We start from the raw sequence: 18681 nt of genomic DNA, 5'->3' as shown, positions 1-18681 counted from the left end.
CCGAATCCACTCGGAATTGCTAACGTCTGTTCTTAACACAAAATTAAGTAACTTTAACTCCATAACTGCGGTTATACGAGACCGTTGCCAGTAATTTGAAAAACAAATTCGAACATATTAAACATCAATTTGAGAATATCCCAGAAAAAGGGTTTTTCATACTCAATGAATTCAAATCGGAATTGAATAACCCGACTTTGGAAAATATCATTGAATCTGACTTACTGAATGAAAATTATTTTTCGACAGAGGAACAGAAAAAAGAAACTCAAAAACAACTTGACCAACTGACTTCATATGCGAAAATGGTTGGTGCCTACAAAGTTGATGAAAATGACCAAACTGAACTTTACGGACCGATTTTAAAAGATAAATTACGTCCTTCTGATTTTGTGAAAATGGACTTTAAATCATATCTGACAAAAATACAATCCTACATAAGGGAATGGACTGATGAAAATTGGATTGACCTTGTAGAAGGATTTCAAGAGTTTCATCAAAAAGCATTAGTGGAATTGAAAAACAAGTCGGCTGAAAAAAGAACTTATTATTTTTTAGATGCTGAACTGATTGAAAAAGATAGACTGAATGAAGTGAATTGGTATGACTATTTTTTTACGGTTGTTTCAACACTTGAGAATTCTGACGATTTGCTAATAATGAACTATGGAAATGATTAAAAAAACTACTGGCAACAATGTATAACCGCAATTACGGCGGATTCGACTACGTCCGAATCCACTCGGAATTGCTAACGTCTGTGCTAAACCGAAAAGTCTGCGTATATTAACCCGTAACTGACGGTTATACTAGACCGTTAGCCTACATTACAAAAATGCCAATATCAAAAGAAGAAATAGAATTAATTAAAAAGGGATTCCAAATACTCGAAACGGATTATGGAATTGAACCTCTTGAAGATGAAATAGATGAGGATTTGGAATATGTCTACTTTCCATTTCCCAGGGAAGAGGCTGAAATAGAAGTAGAAACCGATAATTTACTTGTTTATTTAAATGAAATAGAATCATTAAAAATACACGATTATAACAAGGTAACTACTGATACTATTACACAAAGAGTAATTACGGCAAGTGAGCTTGGACCAATTTTCTATTTAGGATTTTTACAATCAACAACTAAAGATGGAATCAGTTTACAGATAGTAACAGAACCTATTTTAATAGGTATTGCCGCTACAAAAAAGGATGAATACAGCAAATATCATCCACCTTGTTCAAGTCACGTTGCAGTCGAAGTAATGTATCCAAATAAAGAAAGTCGTTTGTCAGATGAGGATGAAGAAAAATTAATAAAATCATATTTTTTTGAGTTGTCCCACACTTATAAAATAGGATTCAATTTTTCAACTTTCCACCATCCAGACGAATTCGATGAAGAAGAATTTCAGCAAGAAATTAGTAATCTTCCGGATGCGACAGAAGATTATAATCCTGCAATGGATTTATTTATCCAAGCGAATCAAGCTATTAGTGATGATTTGAAATACCTCACTTACTACAAGATTTTTGAATATTTTGCACCGTTTTATTCAAAAATAGATGCTTTTGAGGCTATGCGTAAAAAATTAGATTCATCTAATGCCACATCATTAAATGCTGAGTTCATTGCATCAATCTTTGATTTGACCAAGAACTATGAAAAAAGTATTAGAGATAAAGAACTGGTTAAATCCTTAATAGACAACACATTTGACCTTGTAGACATTTACGATGATTTGCCTTTGTCAATTAGAAATGGAGCTAACGTTGAAAAATTAGAATATAAATCAAAGAAAGACATCAAAGACCGAGTGATTAATCATTTGGGGAACGTTCTATACTCAACACGAAATGGAATTGTTCACGCAAAATCTAACTTTGAATCAACTGGAATTGAATGTCCTGAAGAGGATTTAGAACAACTGAATATATTTATGCATAAAGCTTGCTATAGCACAATAAAATGGTACAATCGATTGCCAAAACATCTAAAAATAACGTAGGCTAACAATGGCTATAAGTAATTGCTTGTTCTCGCCTACTTCTGAAAATCCTCGCGGATTTTCAGTTTGGTGTGTACTTGCTAAGTTAAGTGCTAAACCACGCAACTACTCATAGCCGAGACCGTTCTACACCATTTGAAAAAAACATTTCTCATAGCATTAACACTACTGATTTTATCCTGTAAAACGGAAACTAAAATCGAAAATCCCAACGGAATATATTCTGATGCGGAATTGATTGAACTGAATGGAATGGTTTCGGATTTTGACGAAATCTTGACATCTAAATACAAAACGGAAAATATTGTTGAAGCCTATCACGAATTTTCAAAAATTGTTGCGGAAGAAAATCGTGTGCCTATTCCAAAAGGTTTGGAAGATTTGAGTGATAAAGTATTGGATTTAAAAGTTTTTGATAAAATCTGGCGTAAAAATATTGACCAACATGTACCGGGAAAATTTTATCTAAATTCCAATGGCGAATATTTAAGCTATCTTGAATATATTGGAAAAAAATCTGAATTTATAAATATTTATGTGGATGAATACAAATCTGCTCACGACATTTTGCCGTCAATAATTGATGGTTTTTCAACAAATATTAAAGAATTAGATTTGACAAATAAAAATTATCGACTGATTTTTGCAGTCCATTACCTTACATTAATAAACCGATAAAAAACGGTGTAGAACAATGTATAACCGCAATTACGGCGGATTCGACTGCGTCCGAATCCACTCGGAATTGCTAAAGTCAGTGCTTAACCAAAAATTATTAACTTTAATCCCGTAACTGACGGTTATACGAGACCGTTGTAACACATTTTGAGAAACCTATTAAAATACATATTGATACTCACTTTATGTTTCGGATGTTCTGAAAAAAACACGGAATGGAAATCTGAAATGAATGCAACTATATTCTTTGGTTCAGAACCCAAAAATGAAAAGTTCAATTTGACTTTCAACAAAACGGATAATTCTCTGAATTATAAATATGTCAATCAAATAGACTCATCAAAAACTATTTCTATTAGAAAGATTATTCAATCTGACTCTCTTCTATTCGGATTTGAAAAGTTTTTAAAAACGGATAAAGAATCATATCGGAATGAAAAACTAAATAATTTAGAATTTGAATTTTACGAATTAGAAAATCCTGTCACAGATGGAACTGGACCAATCTTATTTAATTCGGACTATGGTCTACTCGCCATAAATAATGTTTTCGGACCAACAATCATATTTTTGGATGAAAAAGACAACGAATTGACTGAAAAAATATTAACTGCACTGAATGAATAAAAAACGTGTTACAACATTGTATAACCGCAATTACGGCGGATTCGACTACGTCCGAATCCACTCGAAATTGCTAACGTCTGTGCCAAACCGAAAATCATTAACTTTAATCCCGTAACTGACGGTTATACGAGACCGTTGTGCGTCATTTAAAAAAATCGTGAGATATAAGAAAATTAGAGGTTTAAAAAGAAAAGTTGCTAAAATCCAGAATTGGATTGAGGAATACTTGGAATTGGATATTGAACAGTTATCTGAACATAAATATCATTATTCAAAAGTGTATGTCCAACCTTGGGACAATCTGACTTTAACGAATAGTGAAATTCCTGAACCAAAAGGAAAAGCCAAAAAAGAGATAATTAACGGTCTTGAAAAAATTTATGATAGTTGGAAAATTGAATTAGATAAATTAGAAGAACCATATTATCTCAAAATATGGTTAAACGAACCTCGATTATCTAAATCCCAAGTTGTTTGTGCACTTGGCGAAAGAATTGAACATTATGAAAATCTATTTACCAAAGCTAATTTTAAACAAAATGATTCCTCTTTCACTAGACTATTGAGTTCTGACTTTAAATGGGAACCAAAACTTGACGAATTTCATTATTGGAAAAATGATTTATTATGGCCAATTGACCAATATGACAAAATAGAAAGAGCTTACGAGGACAGAAGAATTTTAAGAAGATTAGAAAAATCGGATATTAAAAAAGAAAAAACCACTTATTCAGACGGAATAGAAGATACTATTTTCTTTGTTCCAGTTGGCAAAATATGGGTTGGAGAAAAATAAAAAACGAACGCACAACAATGTATAACCGCAATTACGGCGGATTCGACTGCGTCCGAATCCACTCGGAATTGCTAACGTCTGTTCTTAACACAAAAATTAAGTAACTTTAACTCCATAACTGCGGTTATACGAGACCGTTGCCAGTAATTTAAATGAAACAACCTTTTTTAATCATATCAATCTTTTTTACTCTGAATCTATTGGGACAAAACCCCGAATTTAAAAATTTGATTGACCAAATTGCTGATTATGAAGTTCCGGTAAATTTTGAATATTATTTTTTAGTTCCAGAAAGTTTAGAGCAACCGAAAATTTATGATTCGCTTCAAAACTATCAGATTAGAGAACTAAAAATGATGGATAAAAACTTTCCCGTAAATCTGGTTTATGAAAAATCTGATGAAACCCTGAATTGGAACAACTATGATTTAAAAAATGTAGAATACGTTCCAGATAAACGAATAAAACAAACTTCGCCACCATCAAGCAAAAAAGTCAGATTTGTCAAATACAATATTGGACAAAAGGAATATGATAGTCTAACAAAAAATAGAGAACCTCATACACTTATTGTTAAGAAAAAACGGTTTTGGAGTAAAAACAAGATTTGGGAAAACGACAAATTTTTCGCTGAATTGAAAAAAGCTTGGCGGATTGATAAAGAAAGAAATATTGAGGAAAAAGTCTATTTTCAATTTTCCAAACCGATTTTTTCAAAAAATGGTAAATATGCAAGAGTTTCGGTATTTAAAAACTGGCGCTGTAATGGACGTGGATTTACTGCACTTTACAGAAATGACAATGGACAATGGAAAAAGCTGATTGAATTTAATGGAATGGTCAGCCAACTTTCAATGTCTCACTCGAGGTGCGAAGATATTTCAATTTGGTATGAATGAAAAAACTACTGGCAACAATGTATAACCGCAATTACGGCGGATTCGACTACGTCCGAATCCACTCGGAATTGCTAACGTCTGTTCTTAACCGAAAATCATTAACTTTAATCCCGTAACTGACGGTTATACGAGACCGTTGTAGGTAATTTAAGCAATGACTAAAAAGAGTGAATTATATCAAATTAGGAAAAAGGAAATACGAGATTCTCGAATTAAAGAGACTCGGAATTTCATACGCTCGAAATCGTTCAGTAGTTTAATGAATAATCATAAATGGTTTCAAATTTTTGAATTGATTGAAGAACAACAATCTGAATTTGAATTAAAAACTGTTCGGTCATTTGAAATCAGAAAAGCTGACTCAATTCTTGAACTTGAAAAAAGTTCGATTTTGATTGATAATTCTGGTGAATTCATTGAATTTTTAGAATTGGAGCAAATCACTCTCAAGAATACGTCGGAATTGAAATCTGAACTGAATAATCTGAACGTGGACTTTTATGAGGAATCAGATAAAATAAAAATACGCGGTTATAGTAAATAAAACTACCTACAACAATGTATAACAGCAATTACGGCGGATTCGACTACGTCCGAATCCACTCGGAATTGCTAACGTCTGTTCTTAACCCAAAAATTAAGTAACTTTAACTCCATAACTGCGGTTATACGAGACCGTTGGCGGTAATTAAAAAAATGAATACAGATTGGAAAAAAATAGGAACTGAAATTGGCTCAATCACTAAAAATTCGGAATGTGGTGGAACTGATTATGCAAAATTGGCTATTGAAAATATTCTTGGAGAAAAATGGATTAAAGAAACCGTTGAGAAAGCAATATCTAATGAGCTTGGAGCGGAATTAGCGATGAGCTGTTTGAGTCTTATTTCCTCTGAACTTGCAACTGACTACGCTTATTCAATATATCAATCTGACTTAAACTCTGAAAGAAAAAATATGGCAGTTTGGCTAATTAAGCATCTTGCTGTTAAAAAAAGTTATGATTGGGTAGAAGAATTCATAAATGACAAAAATGTAATTTGTTGGGGAATTGGTGTTCTTGACCAACTGTTATGGACTGAAAAAATTGATTATGAAGATGAAAAAGCAAGAGTTGACTATCTATTAAATTTAGCTGTTATAAATTCAAATGGAGAGCTAAAAGAAAATGTAGACTTTATAAATGAATATTTGAAAGAAAGAGACGAACTAAAATAAAAAAACTACCGCCAACAACGTATAACAACAATTGCGGCTTTGTGTCCTGCGGACACAACCGCGCAAGCATAAAAGTCAGTAATTTTAGCTATCTTAGTTTATAACCAATCCGCAACTGATTGTTATACAAGACCGTTGTACTGCATTTGAAAAAAACATATCACATAGAATTAAGCGGAGTGAAAATTGGAACAACTGAATTCGAATTTGCAGACACACCAATGGGGGTTGTTTTTGGCAAACTAAAATTTGACAACGTAAACTCACCATATGAATTGATAAAACAATATTGCGTAAAAAACGGAATTGGAATTAATGACGATTATCCCGATGACAAGTTTATAAATACAATGATAATTCCTGAACTTAAAGTGTTCGACTCTGAACGGAATGAATTGAAAGGTTGGGGAGCATATATAATCGGAATGGAAAGCGACGGATTTGAAATACAATTTGGCGGAATCACATCTGACTTAATGAAGTTGGAATTTAAACATCACTATGATAAATATTATAAAACTGAATAAAAAACGCAGTACAACAATGTATAACCGCAATTACGGCGGATTCGACTACGTCCGAATCCACTCGGAATTACTAACGCCTGTTCTTAACCCAAAAATTAAGTAACTTTAACTCCATAACTGCGGTTATACGAGACCGTTGTAACGCATTTGAAAAAATATTACGCAGAAAATAAATGAACGGATTTAGACTTTTTCCAATCCACATTCTAATAAAAGATTTGTCATTTATGACCTTCTATTTTCTATTAATGAAATATAACTTGACAAACGAAACAGCATTAGCTGATGCCTTAAAAAATCACCCAAATATTACCAGTTGGAGTTTTGTGAGTATCATCCAAGGTTCAATATTTTATAATCTTACAACTCTGATTGTAAGCCTGGTAACCTATTTTCCAATAGTCTATTTAATGAAAAGACTGATTGACAAAAACCACACAATAAAAATAATACTGACAGGATTTATTCTGACAGCAACAACACCCATATATTATCTATTCGTGAATGATTGGAAACACAATGACTATTACCTACCAAATGCTGAATTAATAGCTTGGATTCTCTGTTTTATTAGCTCTATCGGATTTTATTACTTGGCAAATAGAAAAAGGAAAATCATAAAATAATGGATAAAAAAACGCGCTACAACAATGTATAACCGCAATTACGGCGGATTCGACTACGTCCGAATCCACTCGGAATTGCTAACGTCAGTGCTTAACCGAAAATCATTAACTTTAATCCCGTAACTGACGGTTATACGAGACCGTTGTGCGTCATTTAAGAAAAATCCGTGAAATACATTAAACTGATTTTAATTTTACTTGTTTTTTGTTCGTGTTCTACGAATAAATCCGCAATTGGTTTATATGGAAAGTGCGGAAAAAGTTACTTTGCTTGCACTCAAATTGAACTGAAATCAGACAAAACATTTGATTATTTTATTTTTATGGATGTTGGTGGCGGAACTGTTGTCAAGGGAAATTGGGAACAAATATCCACTGACAGTATAAAGCTGAATACTTTCGAACAACCAAAAAACCCAAGTACAACATATAGCGGAAAAATAAATCCTGACCGAATTGGCAACGTGAAAATTACAATCCGAGATGCGGAATTACCTCTTGCAGCTGCTTTTATATTAATTAATGACCAAAAAGATGGAAAAGCAGCAGATGTGAATGGAGTTGCGGAATTGGAAGCTCAAAAAATAAAAACAGTTACATATCATTATTTAGGACAAAAAGAAACTATCGAAATCGACAATCCGAATTATAACGAAATAGAAATCATAGTGAGAGATTTGGACTTAAATGCTGTTCCGAGATTTTTGACTGATAAAATTATGGTTTTGAATAATGGAAAGTTGTTTTTTAACGATGGATATTCATTAAAGAAAACCAATTTGAAAAACAGACAATGGAAATAAAAAACGAACGCACAACAACGTATATAATCCATTGCTAGCGAGAGCCTACTTACGAAAATCCTCGCGGATTTTCTATTCAGTTTTTATTTGCTAAATTACGTGCTAAACCACGCAACGTATCATATACAAAACCGTTGTGGCACATTTGACAAAAAAATTATGAAACAGAAAATTACTCTACTTTTATTCATATTCTTTTCAATTATTACACATAGCCAAATTGACTCAACCAAAATCGCCTTCGTTGCATATTGGTCAATAGGCGATGATTATGATTTCAAAGTTTCAAAAGTCAAAAGAGAATGGAAAAATGATGAGTTAACCAAAAAGGATTCATCACAGTATATTGCAAATTTTAAAGTTCTTGATTCTACTGAAGAATCATATAAAATCCAATGGACATATAAAAACAATATTGTAAGCACATTTCAAGAAAAAGCTGAAAAAATTTTTGACGATAAAGAAGCTGTTAATCAAATTCTCAAAAAAAATGACTTATCCAAAGTAATTTATAAAACGAATGAACTTGGAGAATTTATTGAGATTTTAAACTGGAAAGAATTAGGAGAATCTACAAAATTATTGCTACAAGAAATGCTAAATAGTTTTGAAAAAAAGAATCCAGAAAAAGTTAACGAATTAAGAAATGCTATAAACCCAATTATTGAAATATATAGTTCTAAACAAGGTATTGAACAATTAGCTATTAACGAACTTCAATATTTTCACTTTCCACTTGGATTGGAATACGACATTACAACACCAATTGAATACGAACAAGAACTTCCTAATGTTTTAGGAGGTAAACCAATAATAGCAAATGCTACGCTAACCTTTGAGGAAGTGGATTTTGAAAATAGTTTTTGCTCATTAAAAGAAGAAACTGTCATAAATCCTGACGACACCAAACGAGTCGTTAAAGAATTATTTACTAAAATGAAAATTGAGGAATCAAAAGCTAAAGAGACTATCGACAATGCTATTTTTGATATTACAGATTTAAACTACTATCAATATTACTACAATCCAGGAGTTCCTCATTACATTTATGGAGGCAGAAAATTTATTTTAAAAATGCAAAAAACAGACATTGAAAAAATTGAAGAACTTTATATTGAATTAATTTATGATGAATAAAAAACGTGCCACAACAATGTATAACCGCAATTACGGCGTATTCGACTACATCCGAATCCACTCGGAATTGCTAACGCTAGTGCTTAACCGAAAATTAGTAACTATAATGCCGTAACTGACGGTTATACGAGACCGTTGCCATTAATTTGAAAAAAATGACCAAAACGATAATAATTGTACTTCTGATATTTTTGACCTTAAGTTGTACAGATATAAATCAAGGCGAAAACACTATCGCAAAATTGGAAAATCTGCGTGCGGAAAATGATAGTTTGCGGAAAATTATTACGGATATTGAAACTAAATATGTGTTTGACAGTATTTCGTTTCGAGAAATTTATGGAAAAGACAATAAGTACGAACGGAATGCGGAATTTAATGTTGAATTATTAGTGGTTGGCTATAACCCAAATAAAAGTTATTTCGTAAAATTCGATAGCCTTGTTGACGGAAAAAAAGTAAATCCAGACACGCTAAAACAAAGCAACGGCGGATTTAAATATAAAACCAAATTGACCGAGAAAGAAAACATTATTCGAATTGATATGAACGTTGAGAATGAATACGGACAGAAGAAAATGGGAACGTTATTCGAAACAATACGGACAAAAAACTAATGGCAACAATGTATAACCGCAATTACGGCGGATTCGACTACGTCCGAATCCACCCGGAATTGCTAACGTCAGTGCTTAACCGAAAATCATTAACTTTAAATCCGTAACTGACGGTTATACGAGACCGTTATGCCCAATGCGAAAAAAATCCGAACTAATCAATGAACGAACTTCAATCATTAAAAGACATTTTCAAAGACAGAATATTTAAAATCCCTGATTACCAAAGAGGTTACGCTTGGACAAAAAGACATCTAAAGGACTTTTGGGAAGACACGGTTAATTTACCAGTTGAGAGATTTCATTACACAGGGATGTTATCGCTCAAAAAAGTTGACCGAAAAGTTTGGCAAAATTGGAATGATGATGGTTGGCTGATTGAGGACAGAGGATACAAACCTTTTCACGTTGTTGATGGTCAACAGAGACTAACGACTTTTGTGATATTTATTCAAGCAATCACAGAATTAGTCAAAAATCTGCCTGAAAATAAAGGCAAAAAAGATGAAGAAATTTATTTAGGTTCATTCAGTTTAAAGTCAATCAAAGAAGAGTATTTGGTTGTTCAAAAACCGCCACAATTCATAATCAAGACATACAAATTCAGCTATGAAGTGGACAATCCTAGCTTTCAGTTTTTAAAATACCGAATTTTCAAAGAGCCAAATAGCGGAACAATCCAAGAAACATTTTACACGCTCAATCTTGAAAACTCAAAGAACTTCTTTGCTGAAAATCTTGAAAATTACCATAAAGAATTTGGGATAAAAGAGGTTGAAATTCTATTTAAAAAACTTACTCAAAATTTAATGTTCAATGTTTACGAAATCAGCGATGATTTTGATGTTTTCGTTGCTTTTGAGACAATGAACAACAGAGGTAAAAAGCTTTCGAACCTTGAACTATTAAAAAACAGATTAATTTATCTAACGACACTTTATGATGAGGACGAATTAAAAACAGACGAGAGAAACTCTTTACGGACAAAAATTAATGACGCTTGGAAAGAAATTTACTATCAATTAGGGAGAAACAAAAAGAACCCACTAAATGACGATGACTTTCTTGTTGCACATTGGATTATGTATTTCCAATACACAAGAGAAAAAGGAGACGATTACATTAGATTTTTATTAGAACAGCAGTTCACACCTCAAAACATCTATTCCAAGACAGAAATCAAGGTCAGTTCAATTGAAGAATTCGAGGAAGTGAGAGAAGATGAAAGTACAGACCAAGAAGAAATTGAAACCAACGGAATTGAGGAAGAAGTTGTGTTTCGCTCTAAATTGTCACCAAAAGAAATTGAGGACTATGTCAACTCTCTGAAATCTGCATCTGTACATTGGTATAATTCTTACAATCCAACAAACAACCCAGATTTAACAAATGAAGAAAGTCTTTGGATTGATAGACTTAATCGAATAGGTATTATTTATTTCAGACCTTTAGTTACTGCATCTTTCCTTTCACAAAAAACTACATCGGAGCAAAGAGTTAAATTGTTCACAGCAATAGAAAGGTTCATATTTATAACTTTCCGTTTAAGTCGAGCCTTTTCAACATATCGAAATAGTGAATTTTACAGAGCATCAAGAAAGTTAAGAAATAATGAACTCTCGATTGATGATATAGTTTCAACATTACAAGAAAGAATGGACTATTGCTTCTACGAAATAGAAGAAGATGAAAGAACCTACTTTGATTACACCTACTTCCAGAAATTTATAGATAAAAAGTTCAAACGTGGTGGCGGTTTTTATCATTGGAATGGCTTGCGATATTTCCTTTACGAATACGAAATGGAAAAAGTGAGAAATCGTGGAAGTCAAAAAATAGATTGGAAACTATTTGTCAAAGGAGAAAAAGATAAAGTTTCAATTGAACATATTTACCCACAAACGCCTGACCACGAAGAATGGATAAAGAGTTTTGAAGAGGAAAAAGAAACAAACAAAGTTTTCTTTCAAGGCACTTTAGGTAATTTAGTACCGCTTTCTCAAAGCATAAATTCAAGTTTGCAAAATGACTGTTTTACGGACAAGAAAAATCCGAAGTTTAATGACAAAGGCGATAAAATAAGATACGGATATTTAGATGGTTCGCATTCCGAAATTGAAGTTTCGAGCTATCCTGTGTGGAATGCTGAAACCATTTTGGATAGAGGCAATAAATTACTTGAATTTATGGAAAGACGGTGGAATTTGGAATTTGAGGACGACCAATCAAAAGCCGAATTGTTGTTTTTAGATTTTATGTTTCCCGAAGAAAATCAAGAAGAAACGGAGTAAGCACAGGGCATAACAATGGCTATAAACAATTGGGGAATAAGTGATTAACCAAAATTAAAATATAAATCTAAGGTCAATGCTAAATCGAAAAGTTAGGGTACAAAATCCCCAACTGTTCATAGCCGAGACCGTTACCTGCAAGCTGAAAAAACAGCGTCTTAACAAAGAAATTTGTAACTTCGTATAATTGAATTTTAATAGATAAATGGCAAAAAAGAACCAATCAAAAAGATTAACAACTCAACATAAAAAGTCTCAAGGAGTTGTAGGTATATTTGGAGAAGTAGCGAAACTACACGACTTAAGCGTTGGAAAAATATCAAAACTTGTCATTGAATGTCTTGAAAAAGAATATCCTCAATTATCTTTTCGTTACAGAAAAAACATTAAAAAAGAAGAGATAAACGAAGCCTTACAAAAAATTGATAAAGATTTAGGGCAAACTCTTTTTGTTTCAAATTCAAGTATTAAACCTGACGGTGGTATAATCGAAGTTAAAGACGATAATGATAATTGGAGAATAATTTTAGTTACAGAAGCAAAACATCAAGGGAAAGATATTGATAATATCAAAAAAGGACTATTGGTAGGAAAAAACAATGACCAAGATTTAATGGCTGCTGGTAATGCTATAGAAAGGTCGCATAAAAACATCTCTGAAATTGCGAATTTTATGTTGGCTGAATCTCATTTTCCTTACATTTTATTTCTTGAAGGTTCAAACTTTCTAACCGAAACCATTTCGATTACACGACCTGACGGCAGAATTGTAAATCTTGAGTATAATTCAGGGATGTTAAATAGAATGGATAGACTGACTTCCGCAAACTATGGTATGCCAATTAATACAAATTTGTGTGAAAACAAGTTTGTAAAACCCAAAGATAAAACAATAATGCTTCAAGCAACTTCAATTTACACACAAGGTAAAGGAGGAAAATGGGATGCTAAAGAAATGTTAAATGTTATGATTGAAGTTTCTAAAACATCTCTTAAGGTTTTAGGAAGTGATATATTTAAACAATTAACTGAAAATAAATAAAACCTAATAATGGCAAGAAAAGCGACAAATAAATTATTGCAAAAAGCTAAAAAATCAAAAAGTGATGAGTTTTACACTCAACTTTCTGATATAGAAAGCGAGTTGCAACATTACAAAAGCCACTTTAAGGATAAAGTAGTTTATTGTAATTGTGACGACCCTTCAATTAGCAATTTCTTTAATTATTTTGCTTCAAACTTTAAGGAATTAGGTATAAAAAAATTAATAGCTGCTTGTTATAAAAAACAAGAAATAGACTTGTTTAATACAGAAGAATCGGAAAATGGTTTCTTTTACGAATATACAGGGAAAAATAACGAGAAACTCAAACCAGGTTCAACAGATATTATTCATTTTAAAGGCGATGGAGATTTTCGTAGTTCAGAAAGCATTGAACTACTCAAACAAGCAGATATTGTAGTTACAAATCCACCATTTTCACTATTCAGAGAATTTGTTGCTCAACTTGTTCAATACAATAAACAGTTTTTAATAATTGGCAATATTAACGCCATCACTTACAAAGAAATTTTCAAGCTAATTAAAGAAAATAAAGCGTGGTTGGGAATTAATCTCGGTAGAGGTATCTCTGGATTTATTGTTCCTGAACATTACGAACTTTATGGAACTGAAGCAAGAATTGACAATAAAGGAAATAGGATTGTTTCGCCAAATAATTGTCTTTGGCTTACGAATTTAGATACTTCTAAACGACACGAAGACATAGAATTAACAAAAACATATTACGGTAACGAAATAGAGTATCCAAAATACGACAACTACAACGGAATTAATGTTAATAAGACAAAAAACATTCCTTTAGATTATGAAGGGTATATGGGAGTTCCTATAACATTTTTACACAAATTCAATCCTGACCAATTTGAATTAATCAAATTCAGAAAAGGCAACGATGATAAAGATTTATCTGTAAATGGAAAATGTCCTTATTTTAGAATTTTAATTAAGAACAAAAGAGTACAACCGAAACTATCTGAAAAGGAAAAAAGCCAGCAGGTAACAATGTATAAAAATAATAGCGGTTTTAGTTCTAAAACTATAATAAATGACCCTAAAAGAACTCTGTACTTAACTGAAAGATAAGTACTTGAAAATCCGCTACTATTCTTATACTAGACCGTTGTAGCACATTTTGAAAAAAATCGAACATCCATATCAAATTGCTGATTCTGAGCGTAGAAATGACCTACGAATTCTTCCATTTACTCAAAATGGAATTGAGTATAATAGTTGTTTTGTTCTATTAAATCCATTTTATAAAAGAAAAAAACGGTACGAAAATTTCGACAAGCAAAAACCAAAATGGATTGAGGGCCGAAGATCAGAAATAAAAAATGATTACGAAAAATATTACTGGAGCGAGTTTACCGAATCAAGTCAAATTCACGATATTAAAGAAATTATACATTGCTTCTATGTTTATGATAGCAATTACATAGAGAGATTTCAGAAGGTTAAGAAATCGGTCTGGGTAGCTTTTCAAGAAACAATATCTGATAATCAACTTTTTTGGAACGCGGACAGCCATATTTCAGTATTGACTATCGACACGATTCTTGAAGCTTTAAAAAAATTGGGTTATGCTAAATTAGCACTTTACGACATCTTTAAGGACGACCTAGTTTTTAGGAAAACAGATGAACTCATAAAATCAGAAAATGATTTTCCGAGCGAATTTCGACTTGTTACAGAGGATAAACGGTTACTTTTTTATCAAGAGTATGAACATTATGAAACATTTATCTATTCAACAGATTTAAAACTTTTAAAGTCTTTTTTGAAATTGACAGACTTCGAAGGTTTCTTTGCAACTGATAAAACAACAGCGTTATGGAGTGAAGTGGAATATAAAGATGACGATAAGATTTTAACGATAAAGGATGAATAAAAACGTGCTACAACAACGTATATAAAAAATAGCGGCTGATGGTTAAACAAATTAAATTCCTACTTTTAAAGAACAATAACGCTATCTGAAAAGTCCGAACCAACAAAACCGCTACTTTTCATATACGCAAACCGTTGGCAACCATATGAAAAACACTATCGCAATCATATTACTTTTTGTTTTCGGAACAGTCTTTTCACAAGATGATTGTAAAGATTATAAGGAAAACTATATTCCTAAAAATCTGAAAGACGCAATTGAATATTTGAGCTGTGAATGGTCGGAATCTGATAAAACGGAATTCAAAAATAAAGAAGAAAGTGATGCAGTAACCGAATTACATTTCGGAACTGGAATGGGAGTGAGAAATGGTTGGGAATTATGGAAAGGCAAAAACCGAATATCAAGATTTTTCAAATCAAAAGGAATTTCTCATCCAGATGATATTTCCTCAATAATTTTGACTTCTTTTCATAGGCGTTTAAACAATAAGCCTATTGACTTGGACTCACAAATTGAATACTATAAAAGCTACTGGGAAACTGCCAAAAAGAAATTTGAAAAAGAGCAACAGAACCAAATAGAGTTAAGTAAAAAAGAATTCGACAATTACAAAATCAATGACTCGGTTAAAATTGAATTTAAAATCAATAAGCAGGGCAAAAATGTTTGGGCATATCGAGTTCAGAAATATCCTGACTTGAACGAGAAACCAAATTGCTATATCAAAGGAATTGTAGTTGAGAAAAATAAGAAAAAAAGAAAACGCGGAAAATACGTTTTGACAATACTAATTACAGACATTTGTGGAAATGAAAAAGCCATTTTTCACGGAGAAGAAAACGGACTAAACATAAATCAAGAATATGATTTTAGTCTTATGAGTTTTAAGATAAGTAAGGAGTAAAAAATACGGTTGCCAACAACGTATATAGCTCATAGCTAATGAGTTGATTAATCGAAGTCAAGGAATATTTGGAAAGTCGCCAAATTTTTAAATTTGACGATTTCCAATAAAAAAAATTAATAGTAAAATTTAAAAATCTGGCTTGTGCTCAACCGAAAAATAATCGCAAATTTGCACGCTACGAGCCATATACAAGACCGTTGTGCGTAATTACCAACCAAACTACTAAAACCAAAATACCTTCTAACTTTTTATCATAAAAGATAAAATATTTAGACCTTGCAAAAAATAAAATTACATAACAAAATGATAATAGATTTAACACATACACTAAAAAATAAAATAACTGTTTATCCAAACACACTTGAACCTATTTTTGAACAAGGCAATACAATAGAAAAAGATGGATTTGCAGAAATTAATATGACAATGTGCACGCATACAGGAACTCATATTGATGCACCTGCACATATAATTCCAAACACAAAATCACTTGACCAATTTGGTGTAGAAAAATTTATTGGATCTGCAATCGTAATTGATTGTTCTGAAATAAAAGATATAAGTTTAGATTTTCTTAAAATGAAAGAGGATGAAATAAAAAATGTAGATTTTGTGCTTTTCTATTCCGGATGGCAACATAAATGGAATACGGATAGATACTTTGATGAATTTCCAACTTTGACAACTGATGCGGTTGAATGGTTAGCAAAATTGAATTTAAAAGCATTAGGTTTTGATTCTATATCTGTAGACAAAATGACTGCAGAATCACTCCCAAATCACAAAGTTCTTTTAAAAAAAGATATTTTAATAATTGAAAATATGACTAATTTGGATAAGTTAATTTCTAAAAAGTTTGAATTAAATTGTATCCCTCTAAAAATAGAAAATTCAGATGGCTCACCGATTAGAGCATTCGCAAGAATAGAAAAATAAAAAACTACGCACAACAATGGCTATAAGTAATTGCTTGTTCTCGCCTACTTCTGAAAATCCTCGCGGATTTTCAGTTTGGTGTGTACTTGCAAAGTTAACCGCTAAACCACACAACTACTCATAGCCGAGACCGTTGTATGCAATTAAAACAAACCCTTGGAAAGACACATAATTCTGATTGGTAAAACAAAAACTTATCCGAAAGGAACAAGTGAAAATGACGTTAATGTAATCTATGCTTATGAAAATGGATTAGATGAAATCGAGGCGGCTGAACAGAATGGAAAAACGGAATATTATGTTCTTGTGATGATAAAAACTAACGACCAAAATCATCCCGATTTACAACGTATAAATACAGATTGGGAAGAAATCGCTGGAAGTGAACTAAACGGACTTGAAATAGTTACGGAAAACAAAAAGCGGATTTCAAAAAATGCAAAATATATGTTCGCCGAATGGCACGACGAAACTATAAGATTTAAATTGCCAGTCATTGGATTTATATCTGAATCGAAAAAAGGAAAAGCAGAGGCGAAAAAACTGTTGTTAAAATATGCGATAAAGCCTAAATGGAAATTTTGGGAATAAATAACTGCATACAACAATGTATAACCGCAATTACGGCGGATTCGACTACGTCCGAATCCACTCGGAATTGCTAACGTCAGTACTTAACCGAAAATCATTAACTTTAATCCCGTAACTGACGGTTATACGAGACCGTTGTAACACATTTAACCAAACCAAGAAACATTGAGTGAATTAAGAAAACTAATAGACAAAATCACTGAATTCGGAATTAACCCAAAAGTGGAATTGACTGATAAAGTCGATATACTAAAAAAACTATTAGTCGGAATTTACTCTGAATATCTAAATGTGGAATTTGAATTTGATGAAACCGATTATGACGAAGAACCTGATTTTGATTACAAAAAAATAAGGGAGAATGTCAAATCAAATTTTCCCAATTTCGATTGGTACAGTACGGTTTTGGACTCAAATAAAATGGAACCGAATATCGAAACTGGATGCGGAGATGAATTAGACGACTTAACCGATATAATAAAGGATTTGCTTGCTGTAAAATGGAGAATGGAAAATACGAGTAAAAATGATGCACTTTGGCATTTTGATTTTTCAATGAGAACTCATTCAGAACAGCATTTAGTAGATTTATTAAAACGACTGAAAGATAGAAATGGATAAGAAACTAAAATGGACTTTTAGAATGGCATTAACAAGTTTTACATTGTTAATTATAACACTACTCGTTAACTACTTTCGTGAACCATTACTAGGAATTAAAGAAGGGTATGCACCTCATAATTTTAGTTTCAATTTTTTATTCTTCCTTCCTGCAATTATAACATCACTTGGACTTGGAATTGCAGTATTGGGACGAACAATAAAAAATTGGAAAAAATGGAACGACTTGAATAAAAAACTAATATTTATCGGACTTTCAAGTCCAGTAGTTTTATTATTTATTTTTCAAACAATTAGAATACTGACAATTGAATAAAAAACGTGTTACAACAATGTATAACCGCAATTACGGCGGATTCGACTACGTCCGAATCCACTCGGAATTGCTAAAGCCTGTGCTAAACCGAAAATCATTAACTTTAATCCCGTAACTGACGGTTATACGAGA

21 protein-coding genes are annotated in these 18681 nt (G+C 32.1%); all 21 read left to right on the top strand.

The genetic code is table 11. From position 1 onward, the window contains the following. The first annotated feature begins 95 nt into the window (after window positions 1-95). The 21 genes from INR76_RS05995 to INR76_RS05895 all read left to right on the top strand — a co-directional run bounded on the left by INR76_RS05995 (window position 96) and on the right by INR76_RS05895 (window position 18549). A complete protein-coding gene (locus INR76_RS05995; RefSeq protein WP_223109753.1) occupies window positions 96-680 on the top strand; it encodes a hypothetical protein in 585 nt (194 codons plus the stop codon). A 155-nt stretch (window positions 681-835) separates the two neighbouring features. Continuing rightward, complete coding sequence (locus INR76_RS05990) at window positions 836-2005, top strand: hypothetical protein (RefSeq protein ID WP_223109752.1); 1170 nt, start codon at window positions 836-838, stop codon at window positions 2003-2005. Between the two features lie 135 nt (window positions 2006-2140). After that, window positions 2141-2683, top strand: coding sequence for a hypothetical protein (locus INR76_RS05985; RefSeq protein WP_223109751.1), 543 nt, complete (start codon window positions 2141-2143; stop codon window positions 2681-2683). Window positions 2684-2830: 147 nt separating this feature from the next. Then, window positions 2831-3310 carry a hypothetical protein gene (locus INR76_RS05980; protein ID WP_223109750.1) on the top strand — a complete coding sequence of 160 codons (480 nt, stop codon included), beginning with the start codon at window positions 2831-2833 and terminating at the stop codon, window positions 3308-3310. A 157-nt stretch (window positions 3311-3467) separates the two neighbouring features. After that, entirely contained in the window at window positions 3468-4106 is a 639-nt protein-coding gene (locus INR76_RS05975; RefSeq protein ID WP_223109749.1) for a hypothetical protein, read from the top strand. 152 nt (window positions 4107-4258) lie between these two features. Then, window positions 4259-5005, top strand: coding sequence for a hypothetical protein (locus INR76_RS05970; protein ID WP_223109748.1), 747 nt, complete (start codon window positions 4259-4261; stop codon window positions 5003-5005). Window positions 5006-5159: 154 nt separating this feature from the next. Next, window positions 5160-5549: a DUF6678 family protein gene (locus INR76_RS05965; protein WP_370632431.1), complete on the top strand. Its 390-nt coding sequence runs from the start codon at window positions 5160-5162 to the stop codon at window positions 5547-5549. Window positions 5550-5701: 152 nt separating this feature from the next. Next, window positions 5702-6223, top strand: coding sequence for a hypothetical protein (locus INR76_RS05960; RefSeq protein ID WP_223109746.1), 522 nt, complete (start codon window positions 5702-5704; stop codon window positions 6221-6223). Between the two features lie 179 nt (window positions 6224-6402). Then, entirely contained in the window at window positions 6403-6750 is a 348-nt protein-coding gene (locus INR76_RS05955; protein ID WP_223109745.1) for a hypothetical protein, read from the top strand. Window positions 6751-7543: 793 nt separating this feature from the next. Further along, entirely contained in the window at window positions 7544-8179 is a 636-nt protein-coding gene (locus tag INR76_RS05950) for a hypothetical protein (RefSeq protein ID WP_223109744.1), read from the top strand. A 159-nt stretch (window positions 8180-8338) separates the two neighbouring features. Continuing rightward, window positions 8339-9316: a hypothetical protein gene (locus INR76_RS05945; RefSeq protein WP_223109743.1), complete on the top strand. Its 978-nt coding sequence runs from the start codon at window positions 8339-8341 to the stop codon at window positions 9314-9316. A gap of 155 nt (window positions 9317-9471) precedes the next feature. Beyond that, a complete protein-coding gene (locus tag INR76_RS05940) occupies window positions 9472-9933 on the top strand; it encodes a hypothetical protein (protein ID WP_255592868.1) in 462 nt (153 codons plus the stop codon). A gap of 161 nt (window positions 9934-10094) precedes the next feature. Continuing rightward, window positions 10095-12224 (top strand): DUF262 domain-containing protein, encoded by a 2130-nt coding sequence (locus INR76_RS05935; protein WP_223109742.1) that lies wholly within the window; start codon window positions 10095-10097, stop codon window positions 12222-12224. A 205-nt stretch (window positions 12225-12429) separates the two neighbouring features. Beyond that, window positions 12430-13266, top strand: a complete 837-nt coding sequence (locus tag INR76_RS05930; protein WP_223109741.1) for an EcoRI family type II restriction endonuclease — start codon at window positions 12430-12432, stop codon at window positions 13264-13266. Window positions 13267-13275: 9 nt separating this feature from the next. Then, a complete protein-coding gene (locus tag INR76_RS05925; protein WP_223109740.1) occupies window positions 13276-14370 on the top strand; it encodes an adenine-specific methyltransferase EcoRI family protein in 1095 nt (364 codons plus the stop codon). A 49-nt stretch (window positions 14371-14419) separates the two neighbouring features. Then, window positions 14420-15175 (top strand): DUF2711 family protein, encoded by a 756-nt coding sequence (locus INR76_RS05920; protein WP_223109739.1) that lies wholly within the window; start codon window positions 14420-14422, stop codon window positions 15173-15175. Between the two features lie 145 nt (window positions 15176-15320). Then, the gene (locus INR76_RS05915) at window positions 15321-16082 is read left to right on the top strand and encodes a DUF6794 domain-containing protein (RefSeq protein WP_223109738.1); all 762 of its coding nucleotides are present in this window, start codon (window positions 15321-15323) and stop codon (window positions 16080-16082) included. A 306-nt stretch (window positions 16083-16388) separates the two neighbouring features. Further along, window positions 16389-17021, top strand: coding sequence for a cyclase family protein (locus INR76_RS05910; protein ID WP_223109737.1), 633 nt, complete (start codon window positions 16389-16391; stop codon window positions 17019-17021). A gap of 156 nt (window positions 17022-17177) precedes the next feature. After that, window positions 17178-17612 carry a hypothetical protein gene (locus tag INR76_RS05905; RefSeq protein WP_223109736.1) on the top strand — a complete coding sequence of 145 codons (435 nt, stop codon included), beginning with the start codon at window positions 17178-17180 and terminating at the stop codon, window positions 17610-17612. A 165-nt stretch (window positions 17613-17777) separates the two neighbouring features. Beyond that, entirely contained in the window at window positions 17778-18233 is a 456-nt protein-coding gene (locus tag INR76_RS05900; protein WP_223109735.1) for a DUF5063 domain-containing protein, read from the top strand. Beyond that, window positions 18226-18549: a hypothetical protein gene (locus tag INR76_RS05895; protein ID WP_223109734.1), complete on the top strand. Its 324-nt coding sequence runs from the start codon at window positions 18226-18228 to the stop codon at window positions 18547-18549. Before INR76_RS05900 ends, INR76_RS05895 begins: the two co-directional genes overlap by 8 nt. The last annotated feature ends 132 nt before the right edge of the window (window positions 18550-18681 follow it).

It is taken from the genome of Marixanthomonas sp. SCSIO 43207 (genome assembly GCF_019904255.1).
GTDB lineage: Bacteria > Bacteroidota > Bacteroidia > Flavobacteriales > Flavobacteriaceae > Marixanthomonas.
The sequence above is the reverse complement of the archived record's forward strand: the minus strand, read 5'-3'. Positions and strand labels throughout refer to the sequence as shown.